This is a genomic window from Arthrobacter sp. 05T444, assembly GCF_056395905.1.
Map to the genome: position 1 here is coordinate 30,514 of NZ_JBFTKK010000009.1, position 18,528 is coordinate 49,041.

The 18,528-nt window shown below is 65.9% G+C and carries 19 protein-coding genes; 9 read left to right on the top strand and 10 right to left on the bottom strand.

The window, feature by feature from the left end; genetic code table 11:
• Positions 1 to 83: 83 nt before the first annotated feature.
• From AC1DD3_RS10575 to AC1DD3_RS10590, 4 genes are all read left to right on the top strand, one after another.
• Positions 84 to 401 (top strand): hypothetical protein, encoded by a 318-nt coding sequence (locus tag AC1DD3_RS10575; protein ID WP_230119311.1) that lies wholly within the window; start codon positions 84 to 86, stop codon positions 399 to 401.
• A gap of 31 nt (positions 402 to 432) precedes the next feature.
• Positions 433 to 3,213 carry a PEP/pyruvate-binding domain-containing protein gene (locus tag AC1DD3_RS10580; protein ID WP_476881608.1) on the top strand — a complete coding sequence of 927 codons (2,781 nt, stop codon included), beginning with the start codon at positions 433 to 435 and terminating at the stop codon, positions 3,211 to 3,213.
• 289 nt (positions 3,214 to 3,502) lie between these two features.
• Positions 3,503 to 3,706 (top strand): cold-shock protein, encoded by a 204-nt coding sequence (locus AC1DD3_RS10585; protein WP_013599688.1) that lies wholly within the window; start codon positions 3,503 to 3,505, stop codon positions 3,704 to 3,706.
• A 139-nt stretch (positions 3,707 to 3,845) separates the two neighbouring features.
• Positions 3,846 to 4,466: a DinB family protein gene (locus AC1DD3_RS10590; protein ID WP_476881609.1), complete on the top strand. Its 621-nt coding sequence runs from the start codon at positions 3,846 to 3,848 to the stop codon at positions 4,464 to 4,466.
• An 84-nt stretch (positions 4,467 to 4,550) separates the two neighbouring features.
• Here the strand turns inward: AC1DD3_RS10590 and AC1DD3_RS10595 are convergent, their stop codons facing one another.
• A complete protein-coding gene (locus AC1DD3_RS10595) occupies positions 4,551 to 5,684 on the bottom strand; it encodes an acyl-CoA dehydrogenase family protein (protein ID WP_476881663.1) in 1,134 nt (377 codons plus the stop codon).
• A gap of 253 nt (positions 5,685 to 5,937) precedes the next feature.
• Here AC1DD3_RS10595 and AC1DD3_RS10600 point away from each other — a divergent pair, with 253 nt between their 5' ends.
• Both AC1DD3_RS10600 and AC1DD3_RS10605 read left to right on the top strand, forming a co-directional pair.
• Positions 5,938 to 7,680 carry an AMP-binding protein gene (locus tag AC1DD3_RS10600; RefSeq protein ID WP_476881610.1) on the top strand — a complete coding sequence of 581 codons (1,743 nt, stop codon included), beginning with the start codon at positions 5,938 to 5,940 and terminating at the stop codon, positions 7,678 to 7,680.
• A 3-nt stretch (positions 7,681 to 7,683) separates the two neighbouring features.
• A complete protein-coding gene (locus AC1DD3_RS10605; RefSeq protein WP_476881611.1) occupies positions 7,684 to 8,190 on the top strand; it encodes a MarR family winged helix-turn-helix transcriptional regulator in 507 nt (168 codons plus the stop codon).
• A 40-nt stretch (positions 8,191 to 8,230) separates the two neighbouring features.
• Here AC1DD3_RS10605 and AC1DD3_RS10610 read toward each other — a convergent pair whose 3' ends face one another.
• Both AC1DD3_RS10610 and AC1DD3_RS10615 read right to left on the bottom strand, forming a co-directional pair.
• Positions 8,231 to 8,905 (bottom strand): PAS and ANTAR domain-containing protein, encoded by a 675-nt coding sequence (locus AC1DD3_RS10610; RefSeq protein ID WP_476881612.1) that lies wholly within the window; start codon positions 8,903 to 8,905, stop codon positions 8,231 to 8,233.
• Positions 8,906 to 8,934: 29 nt separating this feature from the next.
• Complete coding sequence (locus tag AC1DD3_RS10615; RefSeq protein WP_476881613.1) at positions 8,935 to 9,291, bottom strand: YegP family protein; 357 nt, start codon at positions 9,289 to 9,291, stop codon at positions 8,935 to 8,937.
• Between the two features lie 329 nt (positions 9,292 to 9,620).
• Here AC1DD3_RS10615 and AC1DD3_RS10620 point away from each other — a divergent pair, with 329 nt between their 5' ends.
• On the top strand, positions 9,621 to 9,971 hold the full coding sequence (locus tag AC1DD3_RS10620; protein ID WP_476881614.1) for an ArsR/SmtB family transcription factor: 351 nt from the start codon (positions 9,621 to 9,623) through the stop codon (positions 9,969 to 9,971).
• 21 nt (positions 9,972 to 9,992) lie between these two features.
• Here AC1DD3_RS10620 and AC1DD3_RS10625 read toward each other — a convergent pair whose 3' ends face one another.
• The 6 genes from AC1DD3_RS10625 to AC1DD3_RS10650 all read right to left on the bottom strand — a co-directional run bounded on the left by AC1DD3_RS10625 (position 9,993) and on the right by AC1DD3_RS10650 (position 15,541).
• Positions 9,993 to 10,256 (bottom strand): hypothetical protein, encoded by a 264-nt coding sequence (locus AC1DD3_RS10625; RefSeq protein WP_230119303.1) that lies wholly within the window; start codon positions 10,254 to 10,256, stop codon positions 9,993 to 9,995.
• Positions 10,257 to 10,346: 90 nt separating this feature from the next.
• Positions 10,347 to 11,102, bottom strand: a complete 756-nt coding sequence (locus AC1DD3_RS10630) for a CPBP family glutamic-type intramembrane protease (protein WP_230119340.1) — start codon at positions 11,100 to 11,102, stop codon at positions 10,347 to 10,349.
• A gap of 62 nt (positions 11,103 to 11,164) precedes the next feature.
• Positions 11,165 to 11,944 (bottom strand): enoyl-CoA hydratase, encoded by a 780-nt coding sequence (locus AC1DD3_RS10635; RefSeq protein WP_230119302.1) that lies wholly within the window; start codon positions 11,942 to 11,944, stop codon positions 11,165 to 11,167.
• A 33-nt stretch (positions 11,945 to 11,977) separates the two neighbouring features.
• Positions 11,978 to 12,955, bottom strand: a complete 978-nt coding sequence (gene mmsB, locus AC1DD3_RS10640; RefSeq protein WP_290369772.1) for a 3-hydroxyisobutyrate dehydrogenase — start codon at positions 12,953 to 12,955, stop codon at positions 11,978 to 11,980.
• Entirely contained in the window at positions 12,948 to 14,042 is a 1,095-nt protein-coding gene (locus tag AC1DD3_RS10645) for an enoyl-CoA hydratase/isomerase family protein (RefSeq protein ID WP_476881615.1), read from the bottom strand. The genes mmsB and AC1DD3_RS10645 overlap by 8 nt, the downstream gene beginning before the upstream one ends.
• Positions 14,042 to 15,541: a CoA-acylating methylmalonate-semialdehyde dehydrogenase gene (locus AC1DD3_RS10650; protein WP_476881616.1), complete on the bottom strand. Its 1,500-nt coding sequence runs from the start codon at positions 15,539 to 15,541 to the stop codon at positions 14,042 to 14,044. Before AC1DD3_RS10650 ends, AC1DD3_RS10645 begins: the two co-directional genes overlap by 1 nt.
• A gap of 154 nt (positions 15,542 to 15,695) precedes the next feature.
• Here AC1DD3_RS10650 and AC1DD3_RS10655 point away from each other — a divergent pair, with 154 nt between their 5' ends.
• Positions 15,696 to 16,502, top strand: coding sequence for an exodeoxyribonuclease III (locus AC1DD3_RS10655; RefSeq protein WP_230119299.1), 807 nt, complete (start codon positions 15,696 to 15,698; stop codon positions 16,500 to 16,502).
• 33 nt (positions 16,503 to 16,535) lie between these two features.
• Positions 16,536 to 17,435, top strand: coding sequence for a DUF8083 family protein (locus tag AC1DD3_RS10660; RefSeq protein WP_230119298.1), 900 nt, complete (start codon positions 16,536 to 16,538; stop codon positions 17,433 to 17,435).
• Between the two features lie 14 nt (positions 17,436 to 17,449).
• On the opposite strand, the gene AC1DD3_RS10665 is transcribed toward AC1DD3_RS10660, so the two are convergent.
• The gene (locus tag AC1DD3_RS10665; protein WP_230119297.1) at positions 17,450 to 18,502 is read right to left on the bottom strand and encodes a LacI family DNA-binding transcriptional regulator; all 1,053 of its coding nucleotides are present in this window, start codon (positions 18,500 to 18,502) and stop codon (positions 17,450 to 17,452) included.
• Positions 18,503 to 18,528 lie beyond the last annotated feature (26 nt).

An 18,528-nucleotide genomic window follows, 5' to 3' on the forward strand; every position in this document is an offset into this window, starting at 1 on the left:
GGACCCGCTCCGGCTATTGCATGGCCGCGGGCCGGGGTCTAGCGTGATCGGCATCAGCATCCACCGCCCCTCAAGGAGCCGTCATGGCCGGGTTTGTGCAGATCATCGAATTCCAAAGTTCCCGCATCAAGGAGATTGAAGAATTGGGCCGGCCGTCAAGGACCGAGGGAGCGACTGACCCCACGTTCCGTCGCATCGTGGCCACCGCGGACCGCGACCGGCCGGGGACCTACTTCACCATCGTCGAATTCGATTCCTACGAGTCGGCCATGGAAAACTCCAACCGGCCGGAAACGTCCGACTTCGCCGCGAAGATGGCGGCGCTGTGTGACGGACCACCGGTCTTCCGCAACCTTGACGTCATGTGGGAGGACACGGGCGAGGCTTCGGACGCTCCCTAGCGGCCGAAATCCGCGAAACCGGGAGCCGGAAATGGCCTCCCCGCAGCACGCCGACCAGGACAGTCTCGTGCTGGAGCTCGGCAGCCTCGGCTCGGCACCACTTTCCCGGGTGGGCGGCAAGGCCCTCAACCTCGGGAAGCTGGCCGCTGCGGGTTTCCCCGTGCCGCCAGGTTTCTGCCTGACCACCTCGGCCTACGCACTGGCGGTTCCACGGGAGCTGGACGCTCTGGCCGCTCGCCTTGACGGGATCGGCCCCGTGGCGGCCTCCACCGACGCCGAGGCAGCGATTGCCGAGCGCCAGCTTGAACGGAGGCAGCCTGCCGAGCGCCAGCTTGCCCAGCGGGCGCGGGAGCTTGTGGGGACGTCACCGGTCCCACCGGAAGTCGCGGCGGCCCTCCGCACTGCCTACGCAGCGTTGGGTGCCGCGCCCGGCGCCGAACACGCCCCGGCGGTGGCGGTTCGCTCCTCCGCCACCGCGGAGGACCTGTCCTTCGCGAGCTTCGCCGGGCAACAGGATTCGTTCCTGGATGTCGTCGGTGCCGACGCTGTGATCGAGGCCGTCCGGCGATGCTGGGCCTCCCTGTGGACCGACCGGGCGGTTGCCTACCGCTCGGCCAACGGGATCAGCCATCGTGACACAGGACTCGCCGTCGTCGTCCAGCTTTTCGTCGACGCCGCCACTGCGGGTGTGTTGTTTACCGCCAATCCGGTCACCGGCACACGCGGTGAAACCGTCATCGATGCGAGCCCGGGACCAGGCCAGGCCGTGGTCTCCGGGGCAGTCAATCCGGACCATTTTACCGTGGACAGTGCGACGGGGCGGATTCTGCAGCTTGTCCGCGGACGCGTCGGTGCGGCCACTGCCGACCTCGAGCCCGGCAACGCCGGTGGCCAGCCGAGCCTTGCCGACGCCGAGGTCCGTGCTCTGACCGCGCTGGGCCTCGACGCCCAGCGGCTGTTCGGCGAACCCCAGGACGTCGAATGGGTCATTGACGCCGGCGGCATGATTTGGCTGACCCAGTCGCGTCCGATCACTGCGCTGTACCCCTTGCCTGATCCATCGTCCGCGGAACCGTTCGGCGTTGAATCCGAGCCAACATCCGACGTCCGCGTTTATCTGTGCGGCTCCCTGCTCCAGGGGCTGACCCGCCCCATCACGCCAATGGGGCTTTCCGCGCTGGGCATGTGGGGCGACCGCAGATCGCCGTGGACCTACGTCAGCCCCGGCCTGCGCATGTATATGGACCTCACCCCTTTAGTGCGCAGCAAGTCCGGCCGCCGGGCCCTGGTGAGAATGCTCCCCGTGGCGGACGGTCGCTCGGCAGCCGTTCTCCCCGCACTTCTGGACGACCCGAGATTCAGCGTCATCAAGCACCCGCTCAGGAAAGCGCCGGCCACAGCGGACGGGGCCCGCGGAGGCGGTTCCTTTGCCCGCCCTGGCCTGGTGACGTGGCTGCTTCCGGCCCTGATTCGAGCCGTTCTCCGGCCGGAAGCAGAATTGCGCAGGGCACGGACCTTCGAACAACGCCTCGCGAAGGATCTGGCACTGCGCGAGCCCGCTACCGCCTTCCGGCGCCTCGACCACGCCGAGCATGCAGCGGTGCGGACGGTTGATGGCCTCTTCCGATCCACACTGCCGGGGCCCGCCACGGGCTATACGATGCTGGCCCTGGCCCGCTGGCTTCTGCGCGGAATTGCCGAACCTCGCGAGCTGGAAGCAGTCCTCCGCGGATTGCCCCACAATGTGACCACCGAAATGGACCTTGAACTCTGGCGTTTTTCCGTGTCCATCGCCGGGGACCCCGCCTCGCGCAGTGCATTCCTCGACAAACAGCCTGATGAACTGGCCGTCAGCTACGCCGCAGGAGAGCTGCCCGCTGTGGCGCAGTCCGGCCTGCGCGGATTCCTGGAACGTTATGGCCACCGCGCCGTGGCGGAGATCGACTTGGGCATGCCCCGGTGGGCCGAGAAGCCGGACCATCTTCTCGGGATGATTTCCAACTACCTTCGGGTGGAGGATCCGGAACAGGCTCCGGACCGGCAATTCCAACGGGCGTCCGATCACGCGGAGGCGAGAATTCGCAGCCTCGTTGAGCGGGCCCGTACAAGGAGCCAGCTGCGGGGCCGTCTGGTGGCGCTGTGCCTGCACCGGTCACGGCAGCTGTGCGGGCTACGCGAACTTCCGAAGTTCTACGTCGTCACGGTGCTCGGCGAAATGCACAGGCAGCTCACCGCCGTCGGCGCCGAGATGGCCAGGACCGGTGCCGTCGCCGCCGCCGCGGACGTCTTCTTCCTCAGCTTCGACGAGGTCCGCGTGGGCCTGCGCGGGGCCGATCTGAAGGGAATGGTGACCGACCGCCGTCAAATTTATGATGCTGAACTGCGGCGCCGGCGAATTCCCCGGCTCCTGCTCTCCGATGGCACGGACGTCGAGGCCGTGGTCGCCGGTGCGGCCGCGGCCCCCGGAGGAATGGTCGGGACACCCGCATCCACGGGCACGGCCACCGGACGGGTCAGGGTGATCCTGGACCCTGTGGGCGCGCGCCTGGAACCCGGGGAAATCCTGGTGGCGCCTTCCACAGATCCGGGCTGGACGCCGCTCTTCCTGACCGCTGGTGCGCTGGTGATGGAAATGGGCGGCGTCATATCCCACGGGGCGGTGGTGGCCCGGGAGTACGGCATCCCCGCCGTCGTGGGCGTGCCGGACGCCACCAGCAGGCTGCGCACCGGTCAGACCGTAACTGTGGACGGCGCAGCGGGGACTGTTACCGAGGTTGCGACCGCCGCAACCGACGATGGGACCGTGAGGTAGTCCGGTCCTTGGAGGAGCAGATCGGGGACCCTCCGTAGCCCGCGGAATGCCCCGGGATTTCGTGCTGCTGCAGGCGGACGTCTTCAAATTCGCCCTGCCCGGGACCAGGAAACCGCAGGTCCGGCCACCCCCTGCGGACCGAATCTGCCGTTACAGGAGGGACAGTTGATGACGGTAGCTATTGCACGGCCAGCGTACGCACCCTAGGTTTGAGACAGCGGAAGACAGTCTCCGCATCTGCCTGCCGTCGGAGCAGGACCAGAAAAGGGTTACAAAGGAAGTAGTAGTAATGGCAACAGGCACAGTTAAATGGTTCAACGCCGAAAAGGGTTTTGGCTTCATCGCTCCGGATGACGGATCAGCAGATGTTTTCGCGCACTACTCGGCAATTGCCAGCAGCGGCTACCGCTCCCTGGATGAAAACCAGAAGGTCGAATTCGATGTGACCCAGGGTCCCAAGGGCCCGCAGGCAGAGAACATTCGCCCGCTGTAAGGCTTGAAAACTGCCCGGGATGTGCCGACTGGCACATCCCGGGCAGTTTCTTAACTACTTACATGGACGGAGTTCGTGGACCGCCGATCCGGACCGCGCAGACACCCCATACCGGGGCGATCTCGGTAGAGTGCCCACTATGGATGACAAAGCGATTCTGCACCGCTACCTCCGCACGCGCCGGGCCCAGCTGCTCGCAAAGCTCGACGGCCTCGGTGAGTATGACGCCCGCCGCCCAATGACGCCCACCGGGACCAACCTGCTGGGCCTGGTCAAGCACGTTGCGAGCGTGGAGCTGGGCTACTTCGGTGAGGTGTTTGGCCGCCCCAGTGAGCGGGACGTCCCCTGGCTCGACGACGGCGCGGAACCGGATGCTGATATGTGGGCGACGGCTTCGGAGACCCGCGATGAGATCGTGGACCTGCACCGCTTCTCAGCCTCCCACAGCGACGCCACTATCGAGGAACTGCCCCTCGACGCGCCCGGCGTGGTGCCGTGGTGGCCCGAAGAGCGGAAGCACGTGACCCTGCAGCAGATCCTGGTGCACATGTGCGCAGAGACGGCCCAGCACCTGGGGCACGCCGACATTCTGCGGGAACTCATCGACGGCTCAGCCGGTCAAGGGCCCAACGACCCCAATATCCCGCAGCGGAGCGCCGCCGAGCAGACGGCGCACTTCGGCCGGATCGAGGCCGCGGCACGCGAAGCGGCGACTCCGGCGGAAACACCCGCAACGCCGCCGTTCGTGTCTGAACGCTAGGCATCAGCGCCCCGCGGTTCGCCGGTTTTAAGCCTTGGGTTTCGGCGCCGGCTTTAGCGCCGGCTTTAGGCTCTGGGGCAAGCGCTAGACGAAGGCCGACACCCCCGTTACCGCCCGCGCCACGATGAGCGAGTTGATCTCGTAGCTGCCCTCGTAGGTGTAGAGGATTTCAGCGTCCCCGAACAGCTTTCCCATTTCGAAGTCGCTGCTGATGCCGTTGCCGCCCAGCAGCGAACGCCCCATGGCCACCGAGGCACGCGCCAGCCGGGTGGTGGTGGACTTGGCCATGGCGGCCTGGGCCATCTCCAGTTTGCCTTCCTCCTGGATCCTGGCAAGCTGGGCCATCAGCGCCAGGGACGCGGACGCATTGCCCAGGATCTCGGCGAGTTGCTGCTGGATCAGCTGGAAGCGGGCCAGCTCCTTGCCGAACTGCCGGCGCTGCAGCGAGTAGGCGCGCGCGACGTCGAACGCGGCCAGCTGGATCCCGGCCCCCTGCCAGCCGACCCAGGCACGTGAGTCCCGCAGGAGCTCGTTGGCCTTGGAGAAGTCCGTAGCCCCGGGGAGCAGGCTGGCCTCCGGGATCCGGACGTTGTCCAGCACGATGTCCGCGTTCTGCATGATCCGCAGGCCGATCTTGTTGGCGATTTTAGTGGCCGTGTAGCCGGGCCGGTCCGTTTCCACGATGAAACCCTTGATCTGCTGGTCGGTCTCATCCCGGGCCCACACCAGGGCAAAATCAGCAATGGTGCCGGCTCCGATCCAGCGTTTGGCCCCGTTGATCACCCACTCGCCGTCCTCGAGCCGGGCAGTGGTGGCCAGGCCGCCGGCGATGTCCGATCCGTGGTCCGGCTCTGTCAGGGCGAAGGCCCCCAACTGCGTGAAGGCAGTCAGTCCGGGCAGCCAGCGCTGCTTCTGTTCGTCGGAGCCGAGCTCCTGGATCATGCCCACAATCAGTTCGTTGTGGATGCCCACCAGGGCGGAGAGCGACACGTCGGCCCGGGCCACCTCCACGTACATGAGGCCTTTGAAGAGCTTGGACGTGCCGTCCGTCTGCAGCCCGCCGAGTCCGCGCTTTCCCATCTCAGCCAGCAGCCCAAACGGGAATTCCTCGCGGTTCCAGTAGTCAATGGACTGTGCCCTCACCCTGGCCTGCAGGAACTCCCGGATGTCCAGGTAGCGCTTCCGCTCGTCAGGAGGGAGTAGGTCGGCAATGTACATGAGGTCGGCGTCGGGGAACGGCGGCGCGGAAACCTCCGGCCCGCCTGCCGCCTGCGGAGGCACCGTCCGCCGGGCAGCATCAGCACCTGCGGATTGCATGCCTTCCGATTGCATATCTGTGGATGGTGCGCTGTCACGTCCTTGTGGCTGCACGGGCATGTATCCCTTCGCTCTTCCAAACCCTTGGATGTCCTAGTATATTGCACAGTGATGTGGATCACTAGGACGTGCATCCCGAGGCGAAAGGTGCCCCATGACAGTCACCGATGACTTCCGTGCAGCACGCGACCAGCTGCTGGCCCTGCGCGATGACTACGGACAGGCCCGGGGCAGCTTCCAGTGGCCACGGTTCGAGGAGTTCAACTTCGCCCTGGACTGGTTCGACACCGTCGCGGCGAATCCGGCCACCGGCGGCAACCCCGCGCTGGTGATCGTGGAACAGGACGGCTCGGCCACGCGGCGCAGCTTTGCCGAGCTGTCGGCACGCTCAAACCAGGTGGCCAACTGGCTCCGCAGCCAGGGCGTTCGGCGCGGGGACCGCATGATCATCATGCTGGGGAACCAGGTGGAGCTGTGGGAGCTTATGCTGGCCGGCATCAAGCTCGGCATCGTGCTCATCCCCACCACCACCCTGATGGGTCCGGCGGACCTGAAGGACCGCGTGGAGCGCGGCGAGGCGGCGTGGGCCGCCGTCGGAAGTTCCAACATCGGCAAGTTTGCCGACGTTCCCGGCGCCTACACACTGATTGAAATCGGCGAAGCCGGCACCGCACCCACCCGCGCGGTCCAATACTCCGACTCCGCCGCCTCCGCCGGGGACTTCACCCCGGACGCAGTCACGAAGGCCGATGAGACCCTGCTGCTGTACTTCACCTCGGGCACCACGTCGAAGGCCAAACTCGTGGAGCACACGCACACGTCCTACCCCGTGGGCCACCTGTCCACCATGTACTGGATCGGCCTGGAGCCCGGGGACGTGCACCTGAACGTTGCCTCCCCGGGATGGGCGAAACACGCCTGGTCCAACGTGTTTACGCCGTGGATCGCCGAAGCCTGCGTGTTCATCTACAACTACGACCGCTTCGACGCCCGCGCCCTGATGGACCAGATGGACCGCGAAAAGGTCACCAGCTTCTGCGCCCCGCCCACGGTCTGGCGAATGCTCATCCAAGCAGACCTCACGCTCCTCCGGAACCCGCCCACCAAGGTGGTTTCGGCCGGCGAACCGCTCAACGCCGAGGTGATCGGGCAGGTCCACCGGGCCTGGGGCCAGACCATCCGGGACGGCTTCGGCCAGACCGAGACCACGGTGCAGGTGGCCAACACCCCGGGCCAGCCGGTCAAGATCGGCGCCATGGGCCAGCCGCTGCCCGGTTACGATGTGGTTCTCGTTGACCCCGCCACCGGGGAAGAAGCCGACGACGGCGAGCTCTGCCTGCGCCTGGACCCCCGCCCCGTGGGGCTGATGAAGGCGTACTATGGCGACCCCGGGAAGACGTCGGACGCCTTCCGCGGCGGCTACTATCACACGGGCGACATGGCCAGCCGGGACGAGCGCGGCATCATCACCTATGTAGGCCGCGATGACGACGTCTTCAAGTCCTCCGACTACAGGCTGTCCCCGTTCGAACTGGAGAGTGTCCTGATCGAGCACCCGGCGGTGGCCGAGGCCGCAGTCGTGCCTTCTCCGGATCCGGTCAAGCTGTCCGTGCCCAAGGCCTTCGTGGTCCTCGCAGCTGGCCATGAGCCCGGGCCGGAACTTGCCGAGGAGATCCTGCGCTACTGCCGCGACCACCTGGCTCCCTTCAAGCGCATCCGCCGCATCGAATTCGCCGAGCTGCCGAAGACCATCTCCGGCAAGATCCGGCGCGTCGAACTGCGGCACAGCGAAGAGATCCGGCACGCCGGCAATTCCGTTTCCGGCAGTCCCCTCGCCCAAAACCTGGGCACGGAATATTCGGAAACGGACTTTCCGAGCCTGAAGAACCAGGGGTGAGCGATGGGAAGACCCCTGCCCCGCGACCCCATCGCCGACGCCCAGCGGAACTGGGAACGCCACGGCTGGGGTAATGTCGCCGCGCCGATGGCCGCCATTACCGCGATCATGCGCACCCAGCAAATTCTCCTGGCCCGTATCGAGGGGGCGCTCAAGCCGTTTGGCCTGACCTTCGCACGCTACGAGTTGCTTGCCCTGCTGAGTTTCGCCCGGAGCGGCGCCCTGCCCATGAGCAAGGCGAGCGCCCTGCTCCAGGTCCATCCGACGTCGGTGACCAACGCCGTCGACCGCCTCGAAAAGGCCGGCCTGGTGATCCGTTCACCGCACCCCACGGACGGGCGCACCACACTGATCGAGCTCACCACCGAGGGGCGCACCGTTGCCAAAAGAGCGACGGCGGTACTCAACACCGAGGTTTTCAGCCAGTCCGGCTTCGCTGACGGTGAGGTGGACCAGCTGATCCGGATCCTGGGCGATTTCCGCCGCCAGGCAGGGGACTTCTCCGATTAACGGCGGACTCGCCGGCCGTGCCCGCAGTGGAGTCCTCAACTTAGCGGCCGGGCACGGCATCCTCGCCTGCTGCCCGCGCGGACGGCAGGAGTAATTCCTGCACGAAGGTGTCGAGCAGGGCCGCCTGATGCGGACTGTTGGCAAGCTGCACCAGATCGGCCGCCGTGCTGGACAGCTTGACGTTGGTGTGCTGGCTGTGGGTGGAAAGCAGATCGAAGGCGGCATCGGAGCCGATCCGCAGGATCCCCATGAGTATTCCCTTGGCCTGTTCAATGGTGCTTCGTGTCCCGACGGCCCCTTCGACCGCCTCGCGGGACGCCCGTTCGGTCTCCCAGCGAAGCGTGCTGGTGAGGTCAATAATGAACCCGTCCACCGCCCGCAGGACGCCTGCCTCCACCACCGCCTCCCCCGCAGTGAGGACGCGGTGCTCGCGCAAGCGGGAGTCGATAAGGCGGTGATAGCTGCAGAAAAATCCCCCCGAAACACAGGCGGCGGCGAATATGTCGCGGCAGCGGTCCCTGTCTTCGGGGTGTTTGTGGGAGTAGAGCAGTTCGATCGTCGGCACGATCTCCCCGCGGCAGTAACCATGGAGGGCATAGATTTCATCGGACCAGTGCAGCTCAAGGGACTCCGCATCATAGCGGAACGTCCCGGCCACGCAGTCCGCGTCGCCAAGGGCGCTGGAGTACGTTTTTACGCTCTTCGGCTCGTTCATCGCGACATCTTCAGCCGCCCCGCGTCCGCTCATTTCACCCCGGGCGGCTGTCCGCTGGAGGAGGAAACGAGGGACCGTACCGGGGCGGACACCGTGCACGCCTGCCGCACCTCGGGGCGTGCCGGGAGGCCGCGCCGAAAGCCTGCCCCTGAACCGCCCGCTGGAACCGCAGCCGGGCGGCGCGGAGGCTGGCGGTCAGCCGGTGCCGCCGAAAGTTCCGTCACGTGGCCCATGCCTGCATACTCGCGAACAGCTGCAATACCTTCCACTGCTGCTGCCTTGTCGGGAAAGGCCCGGGACACTGCCATCACGGTACCGTCCGGGGCTGTGAGCTGAAATCTGAACGAAGCATCAGCGTCAATGAATAGTTCGAACATGCCGGCCATGAAGTCCTCCCCGATCAAGAGAATTATCAGGCTTCCGATGACGCCGTCGGCACCGGAAGCGGTCGAAGTGTTCCCTTATCGCGCCACAAATGATGGCGGGCGCGAATTGATGAATTCATGAAAGTGTGAACCAGTTGTGCCCATTTTTCAAGGTCAGTCCACGCCTTAGCACCGCCCCGGGCGTCCGTCCGAGACATTAGGATGCAGGATTTGCCTGCCCGGGCAATCGGCGGTCCTAAGACAGACCGTTCTGTCTCTATACTTGATTCTAGGCGCGGCTATTCGTCCCCGCCGGTACCGGATTGGGGATTGCGGCGGAGGGAAATTCGATGGATGACATGCCAGGCGGCGTTGTCCTGACCGATGTGAAAGCGGACCTCTTCAAATCGATGGGCCATCCGGCACGCATCCTCATCCTGGAGATGCTGGTTGCCGGCCCCGTGGCTGTAAGCCGGCTCCGGGACGACACGGGCCTGGAGGCCTCGAATCTTTCCCAGCACCTGGGAATCCTTAGACGACAGCGGCTGGTCATCCCATCCCGCAAGGATGGCCGCCTGTTCTACGAACTGTCCTGCACTGACGTGAGCGAACTTCTGGAAGCAGCCGCCGGACTGCTTGGATCCGTCCGGCAATCCACAGGCGGGCTCCATACCTCCCGAAGCCTGCAGACTGCCGGCTGACGCCAGCTACCGGCCATCCCGCTAGGCCGGGCTTGCGGCCTCTTTCTGCGCGGACGATCCGAAGAGCCAGGCTGCAACGTCGCTTCGCAGGATCAGGTGGGGACTGCCAGTCGCACTGACGCTGCCGGCCGGCACGTAGTAGCCGCGGCCTGATCCCGGGCCTCCTACGGCACGGTCCAGTGCCTCCACGATCCGACGGCTCAAATGGCCGTGGGGACCGGCGGCGTGGATCTCCTCAAGTTCATCCAGGGTGAGTCGTCCCAGTACAGCAGCGATGTCTGCCACGATCGTTCCCTTCTCGCACAATTGCTTGAAGTGCAACGATAGAGCGCCGCGATTAACGGCGGGTGAAATCGCGGCGGCGATCAGCCGTACTCAGTACAGGAAAATGTCGAACCATGCCCGGTTATGGGCGTGGAGCAAAACGAGGAAGAGCACGAAGTCGAAGAGCAGGTGAACGGCCACAATGTAGGAAAGTGACTTCGTCACGGAGAATATGCGGGCCTGCAGGAGCGCGAAGGGAAAGATGAAGAGCGGCGCCCAGGCCCGGAATCCCAGTTCCCACAGGAAGGACGTGAACAGGACGGCCTGCAGGAGGTTGGCCTGCCAGTCGGGCAGGTGCCGCCGGAGCAGCGCGAAGGACGTGCAGATGAAGAACAGCTCGTCCCAGATACCCAGGGCGTTCGTTCCGACGAAGAGCCGCGCGATACCGTCGGGGTCATGTACGGCCGGCCAGTTGGCATAGACCCCTGTCCTGATCATGTAAACGGGCAGCACGGCGTAGCCCAGCACCACCACAAGGGGCAGGTACAACTTCTCTCCGCGCGTCCACTTATTGCCGGTCATGACCGGAAAGACCACTGCGTGTTCTTTGGTGATCCAGCGCGAAACGGCATACGGAATCCCCACGGCCAGGATCATGGCGGATCCCATGATGAGCATGTGCGAAGTGCTGATATCCGTGGTGATCGGAACAGCACTGACCGCGGCGACCCCCACCGCAATCAGGACGAGGTCGCGCAACAGCGCCCGGTCAACGAACGCAGCAACCACCAGCGCAGCTGCCAGCAGGGCGTAGCCGGGAACGCTCTGGTCCAACGCGAACAGGGTGAAGCCGGACAGCGACAGCATCGCCGCCGGGATGACGCGCAGGGAAGTCCCCTTGACAGTGCGCTGCACGGCCAGGGGGATGTTCACCGGTGCCTGAACTCCGGCTGGCGCTTCTCCGAGAAAGCCGCCATGCCTTCTTTCTGGTCCTCTGTGGCGAAGAGTGAATGGAAAAGCCTGCGCTCAAAAAGCACGCCCTGCGCCAGCCCCGTCTCAAACGCCGCGTTGACCGCTTCCTTGGCCAGCATGGCGGCGGGTTTTGACTTGGACGCGATGACTTCGGCTGCCTGCAGCGCCTCCTCCACGGTGTCTGCTGCCGGCACTACCCTGGCCACGAGACCGGAGCGTTCCGCCTCTTCGGCATCGATGAACCGGCCGGTCAGGATCATGTCCATCGCCTTGGCCTTGCCCACAGCGCGGGCCAGCCGCTGGGAGCCGCCCATGCCGGGAAGCACTCCAAGATTGATCTCCGGCTGGCCGAACTTGGCGTTGTCCCCGGCGATGATGAAATCGCACATCATCGCCAGTTCACAGCCGCCGCCCAGGGCGAAGCCGGACACCGCCGCAATCAGCGGAATCCGCAGCCTGGTCAGGTCTTCCCACCCGCGGAACCAGTCGGCGTCGTACATCTCGATGTAGCCCTTGGAGGCCATCTCCTTGATGTCCGCACCGGCTGCGAAAGCCTTGCCTGAACCTGTGATCACCACGGCGCCCACCCCAGGATCGGTGTCCATGGCTGACACCGCGGCAACGAGCTCATCGAGGGTCGCCCTGTTCAGGGCGTTCAGCGCCTCGGGCCGGTTCAGGGTCACCAGGCCCACACGGCCACGGCGCTCCACCAGAATGTTCCCGTACTCCTGCGACATGCGTGCCCCTCATGGTTGGTCGTAAAACTAAGACTACTGACCGGACTTGTCCCGGATGTCGGTGATGATGCCGGAAAAATCCCGGCCGGCACCGCCCTCGGCGGCGAAGGCGTCATATATTTCCGAAGCCAGCGGTCCCATGCGGGCCGCAACGCCCGTGCTTTGGACGGCGTTGAGGGCCAGCCTGAGGTCCTTCGCCATCAGCGCACCGGCGAAGCCGGGCTGGTAGTCCCGGTTCGCCGGGCTCGTGGGCACCGGCCCCGGGACAGGGCAATTTGTGGTGAGCGCCCAGCACTGCCCGGACGCTGCCGAGGCGACGTCGAACAGTGCCTGATGCGTCAGCCCCAGCTTCTCGCCGAGGACGAAGGCCTCGCTCACGGCGATCATTGAGACACCCAGGATCAGGTTGTTGCAGACCTTCGCCGCCTGCCCGGCACCGTGCTGCCCGCAATGGACCACGCGCCGGCCCATCACCTCCAGCATCGGCCGCACGGCTTCAAAGTCCTCCGGCAGGGCGCCCACCATGAACGTCAGGGTGCCCGCCTCTGCGCCCACCACACCGCCGGAAACCGGCGCGTCGATTGCCCGGTGCCCGGCTTCGATTGCCAGCCGGGCCGCCTCCCGGGCCTCATCAACGTTGATGGTGGAGCAGTCCAGGAACATGGTGTCCGGGCCGGCAGCCGAGAGCAAACCGGCCCGCCCTTCTTCGCCCTGGTAGGCGTCCAGCACGTGCCGGCCGCTCGGGAACATGGTGAGGACCACGTCCGCCCCGGCCACTGCTTCGGCGGCGCTTCCCGCGGTGGGGACGCCGTGCTCACGCGCGGCTTCGAGGGCCGCCGGCACGACATCGAATCCCGCGACTGTGTAGCCGGCCTTGACCAGGTTGACCGCCATGGGACCGCCCATATGGCCCAGCCCGAGGAGCGCTATGTGCTCCTTCTTCTCCGCCGGGCCGGTGGCAGCCGCATCGCCGCTGGGCCCTGAAGCGTCCGGTGTCGCAACGTCAGGCATTGTCAGTCTCCTTCTCCAAAAGAACCAGCTCCCTGTCCCCCAACGGCGCAAAGAACCGCTCGACGTCGGCCGCGTGCACTTCCGACAGCGCGGGTGGCCGCCACTGCGGATTTCGGTCCTTGTCCACCACCTGCGCGCGGATCCCTTCGCGGAAGTCCGGGCCCGCCAAGCAGCGCAGTCCCACCCGGAATTCCTGAACGAGAGCCTCGTCGAGAGTGAGCCCCGCAGCGCGCCGCAGCGATGCGAGGGCCACCTTCACCGCCGTGGGTGACTTGGCCTCGATGGTGTCCGCAGCCTCAGCCGCCTCACCGCCCGCAGCCCGCAGCGTCCGAAGGATTTCCTCGGCGTCGCCGGCCGTGTAGCAGGCGTCGATCCAGTGCCGCTGCGCCTCCAGCCCCGAGGCCGGCGGCTTTTCGGCGAAGCGTCCGACGGCGGCTTCCGCGGTTTCGTGTTCAAGCGCTGCCGCCAGGTCTGCGAGCTTTTCGGACCGGACAAAGTGGTCGGCAAGTCCCAGGAACAGCGCATCGGCGCCGTCCAAATGGGCGCCGGTCAGGGCCGCATGGGTGCCGGCCTCCCCCGGCGAGCGCGCGAGCAGCAGGGTGCCGCCGACGTCGGGCACGAACCCGATGGTGGTTTCCGGCATCCCCGTCCTGGTCCGCTCAGTGACGATGCGGACGGAGCCGTGGGCGGAGATCCCCACGCCGCCGCCCAGGACCAGTCCGTCCATGAATGCCACATACGGCTTGGGATACCGGGAGATGAGCGAGTTGAGCCGGTACTCCGCTTCCCAGAAGCCGGCGGTCTCATCGCCGCCAGCCAGGATGTCGCGGTAAATGGCCACGATGTCCCCGCCCGCGCACAGGCCCCGTTCACCGGAACCCTGCACCAGGACGGTGGCCACGCCGTCGTCGTCGGCCCAGGCGGTGAGCCGGCGCAGCATTGCGGCCACCATGCCGGCGTTGAGCGCGTTGACCGCCCTGGGGCGGTTCAGCGTGATGACGCCCAAGTGGCCGCGCCGTTCAAACAGGACCTCCGCATCGGCATTGTCAGTATCAGTCGGGATTGAATCAGAGCGCCGCTCAGCCATCAGCTTCCTTCCGGCATGATGAAGCTGGCCCCTTGGCGGATACCCGAAGGCCACCGGGTGGTCACGGTCTTGGTCTTGGTATAGAACCGGAAGGCGTCGGCGCCGTGCTGGTTGAGGTCTCCGAAGCCGGACGACTTCCACCCGCCGAAGGTGTAATAGGCAATGGGCACCGGAATGGGCACGTTGATGCCCACCATGCCCACTTGGACCCGACTGGCGAAGTCGCGTGCGGCGTCCCCGTCTCGCGTGAAGATCGCCACGCCGTTGCCGAACTCGTGCTCGCTGCAGAGCCGGAGGGCTTCGTCATAGTCTGAGGCGCGCAGGACGCTCAGCACGGGGCCGAAGATCTCCTCCTTGTAGATCTTCATGTCCTTGGTGACGTTGTCGAAGAGCGTCGGTCCCACCCAGAAGCCGCCGCCGTAGCCTTCCACCGCAAGTCCGCGGCCGTCCGCCACCAGCGTGGCGCCTTCGTCGACACCGGACTGGATGTAGCCCTCGATCCGCTCCTTGGCAGCTGGCGCCACCACCGGCCCGAAGTCCGAGTCCTTGTCCAGGCTGTGGCCGACCTTCAGGCCCTTGATTCGCTCCTGGAGCCGTGACACGAGCCTGTCCGCAGTATCCTCACCCACCGGAACCGCCACGGAGATGGCCATGCAGCGTTCGCCGGCGGACCCGTACCCTGCCCCGATCAGGGCGTCGGCGGCCATGTCGAGGTCCGCGTCGGGCATGATCACCATGTGGTTCTTGGCCCCGCCGAAGCACTGGGCGCGCTTGCCGTGGGCGGCCGCGGTGGCGTAGATGTACTGGGCGATGGGCGTGGAGCCCACGAAGCCGATTGCCTTGACGCGTTCGTCCTCAAGCAGCGCGTCCACGGCTTCCTTGTCGCCGTTGACCACGTTGAACACGCCGTCCGGCACGCCGGCCTCCGTGAAGAGCTCGGCCAGCCGCAGGGGCACGGACGGGTCCCGTTCCGAGGGCTTGAGGATGAAGGCGTTGCCGGCCGCGAGGGCCGGGCCGGACTTCCAGAGCGGGATCATTGCAGGGAAGTTGAACGGCGTGATGCCCGCAACCACGCCCAGCGGCTGGCGCATGGAATGCACGTCAATGCCGGATCCCGCGTTGTCGGAGAACTCGCCCTTGAGCAGATGAGGGGCCCCGGCAGCGAACTCCACTACTTCGATGCCGCGCTGGATGTCGCCCTTGGCGTCTGGAATGGTCTTGCCGTGTTCCGAGGACAGCAGCCTGGCCAGCTCGTCCAGGTTCTCGTTCACGAGGTCCACGAACTTGAGCAGGATGCGGCCGCGGCGCTGGGGGTTCATGCCCCCCCACTCCAGTTGGGCCTTTTCCGCGCTGGCGATGACGTTGCGGACCTCCTCGGAGCTGGCCAGCGGCAGCCTGGCCTGGACCTCACCGGTACAGGGGTCATAAACATCGCTGAACCGGCCGGAGGTGCCGTCGACCCTGTGGCCGTCAATGTAGTGGGACAGTTCGCGCACCATGATGGAATGCTCCTTTGCATGTGACCCAGGTCATCTTGGACCTGAATATACTCGGACTTCCTACTAAATTCCAGAGTCCAGGAACCGGCATGCGCGCGCGTTCCGCCTTTGGTGCCCCATTCACCCCGGGCCCAAGTTCGGTAAGTTAGGAACTGTGAAGATAGCTACCTGGAATGTGAACTCCCTCCGTGCCCGAGCTGACCGAGTGGAAGCCTGGCTGCAGCGCTCTGACTGCGATGTCCTGGCCATTCAGGAAACCAAGTGCAAGGACGACAACTTTCCGTGGGAGCTGTTCGAACGGATGGGCTACGAGGTGGCGCACTACGGCCTGAACCAGTGGAACGGCGTGGCAATTGCTTCCCGGGTGGGGCTCGACGACGTTGAACGCGCGTTTGTGGACCAGCCGGTGTTCGGCAAGGCGGGCAAGGACCCCATACAGGAAGCCCGCGCCATGGCAGCGACCTGCGGCGGCGTCCGCGTCTGGAGCCTCTACGTCCCCAACGGCCGCGCCCTCAACGATGAGCACATGCCCTACAAGCTCAAGTGGCTGGACTCCCTCAAGAACCACGCCGCCGGCTGGATCACGGAGAACCCCGAAGCGCAGATCGCGCTGATGGGCGACTGGAACATCGCGCCCACGGACGACGACGTCTGGGACATCGACATGTTCCTCTCCCAGGGGCTGACGCATGTCAGCGAACCCGAACGTGCCGCATTCCGCGCCTTCGAGCAGGTCGGCTACTCGGACGTGGTCCGCCCGCACACCCCCGGCCCCGGCGTCTACACCTACTGGGACTACACACAGCTACGCTTCCCCAAGAAGGAAGGCATGCGGATTGACTTCGTCCTGGCGTCGCCAGCCCTTGCCGCGCGTGTCACCGGAGCCTCGATTGACCGTGAGGAACGCAAGGGCAAGGGCGCCTCTGACCATGCCCCCGTGCTGGTGGAGCTTGCCGACTAATGGGGACAGACAACCAGTGACGGGGAGGCAATCATGACGGGAAACCTCTACCGGGGCCAGGCCGGCCTGCCGTTCTCGTCCACGCTCCGGGTCTATGAGCCGCTGGATGCCTTCCCCGAGGACCAGCAGGCTGCCCTCAAGGCGGCCGGCAAGCGTGCTGCCTCCCGCGCCGCCGTCGAAAACGCCGAGCTGCTGGCCTCGCTCGGACGGATCACCAGGCCCGGCGGCGATCCGTTCCCCACAGGACGGACCGATCTGGTGCGCATCACCCGCGCGCCCGGCGTGCCGGTGGAGAACGGTGCCAAAGACGCGGCGGACACGGAAAAATCCGACGGCGCTGCACTCCTTTACTGCCCCAGCCAGCTGGTGCTGCGGGCCGGGCTGGCGGCCAATGCGCTGATGGAGGGAATCCACGGGCCGCTGGCCGAACTCCTGATTCCGGAAGAGCAGCGCGACAGGCACCAGGAGCGGATCGATCTGGTCAACGCGCGCGAAGGCGCCACCCGCGTGCACACCCGGGCGTCCACCTGGGGCATCCCGTTCAGCTGGTTCTCCCTGTTCCTCGAGTCTGATCCGCAGGAAGTGGTGGAGTCCGGCGGCCGGATCCTCACCGTCCGGGTCTGGACGCCCATTGCCCAGGCCCTCGACCGGGTGCGTTACGCCGTGGCGAACCTCGCCCTGGCCGCGCCGGACCTCGACATGCTCGATGACCTCACGCAGCTCACCGAATGGCTGGAGCTCTTCCATGCGGATGCCATGGTCGAACTGGACTACGGGGCGGTGGCAGACAAGGTCTACCCGGATGATTCGCCCATGGACGTGCGCCTTGGCATCGAGTGCCTCGCCGAGGGAGACATGACCGGCGCAGCTGCCGCCTACCGCAGGCTCGCTTCGCGCTGGATCCCCATCCGGCAGCTGGCGCGGGCATCCTGACCGCCTGACGCCCGCTAGGCGCGGGGCGCCGCCGTCGTCCGTCTGACGATGAGGCGGTGCGGCGCGACGGTGGAGTGCACCGCGCCGGTGATCCCGACGAGTTCATCCAGGAGCATCTTGGTGCCCAGCTCGGCCTGCTCATCGGGCCGCTGGCCCACAGTGGTGAGTCCCAGGGCTTCGGAAAAGTCGTGGTCGTCGATGCCGATCACCGACAGGTCCTCAGGAACGCGGACGCCCACGCGGTTCGCCTCAAAAATGACGCCCATGGCCATTTCGTCGGAAGCACAGAAGATTGCTGTCGGCTTGGGACCGTGCTGGCCCCACAGCCGCCTGAATGCTTCCTGGCCGCTCCGGACCGTGAAGTCTCCCCACTCATCCCACTCCGGGCGGACCTCGAGGCCGGCCGCGGTCATGACGTCCTGGAATGCAAGGATGCGGACGCGCGGAACGTCGAAGTTGAGGTCGGTTTCGTCGTCGCCGTGGAGCAACGCGATGTCGCGGTGGCCGAGGCCGATCAGGTGCTTGACGGCGGCGGACGCTGCTGCGTAGTCGTCAATGCCAATGTAGGCGCATTCCTCAACGTGGCCGCCCACGACGACCAGCGGAATGTCGATCTTTTGCAGGTGCTCAAGCTCCTCATGGGACAGCGCCATACAAAGAACCAGGAGCGCATCGATCTGCTTGTAGACCATGGTCTTGCTGAAGAGCCGTTCACGGTGGCTGCCGTGGCCGCCGAGGTTGAACAGGGACAGGTTGTACTGCCGTGCGTGCAGCTCGCGGTCTGCGCCTTCAATCGCTTTGGAGAAGAACCAGCGGCTAACGAACGGGGCCAGCACGCCAATCGTTTTGGTGCGTCCGGTGGCCAGGCCCGAAGCCGACGAGGAAGCCACGTAGCCGAGGGCGCCTGCCACTTCCAGGATTTTTTCACGGGTTGCAGGCGAAACCCTCGGCAGCCCGCGCACGGCCCGGGACACCGTGGCCGTGGACACTCCGGCGGCGGCAGCCACGTCTTCGATGCTTACTCCGGAGTGGCCGCCGCGCTGTGCCCGGTCAGTTGTGCGCGCCACGGTGTCCCTTCAAAGCCCTTATGCTG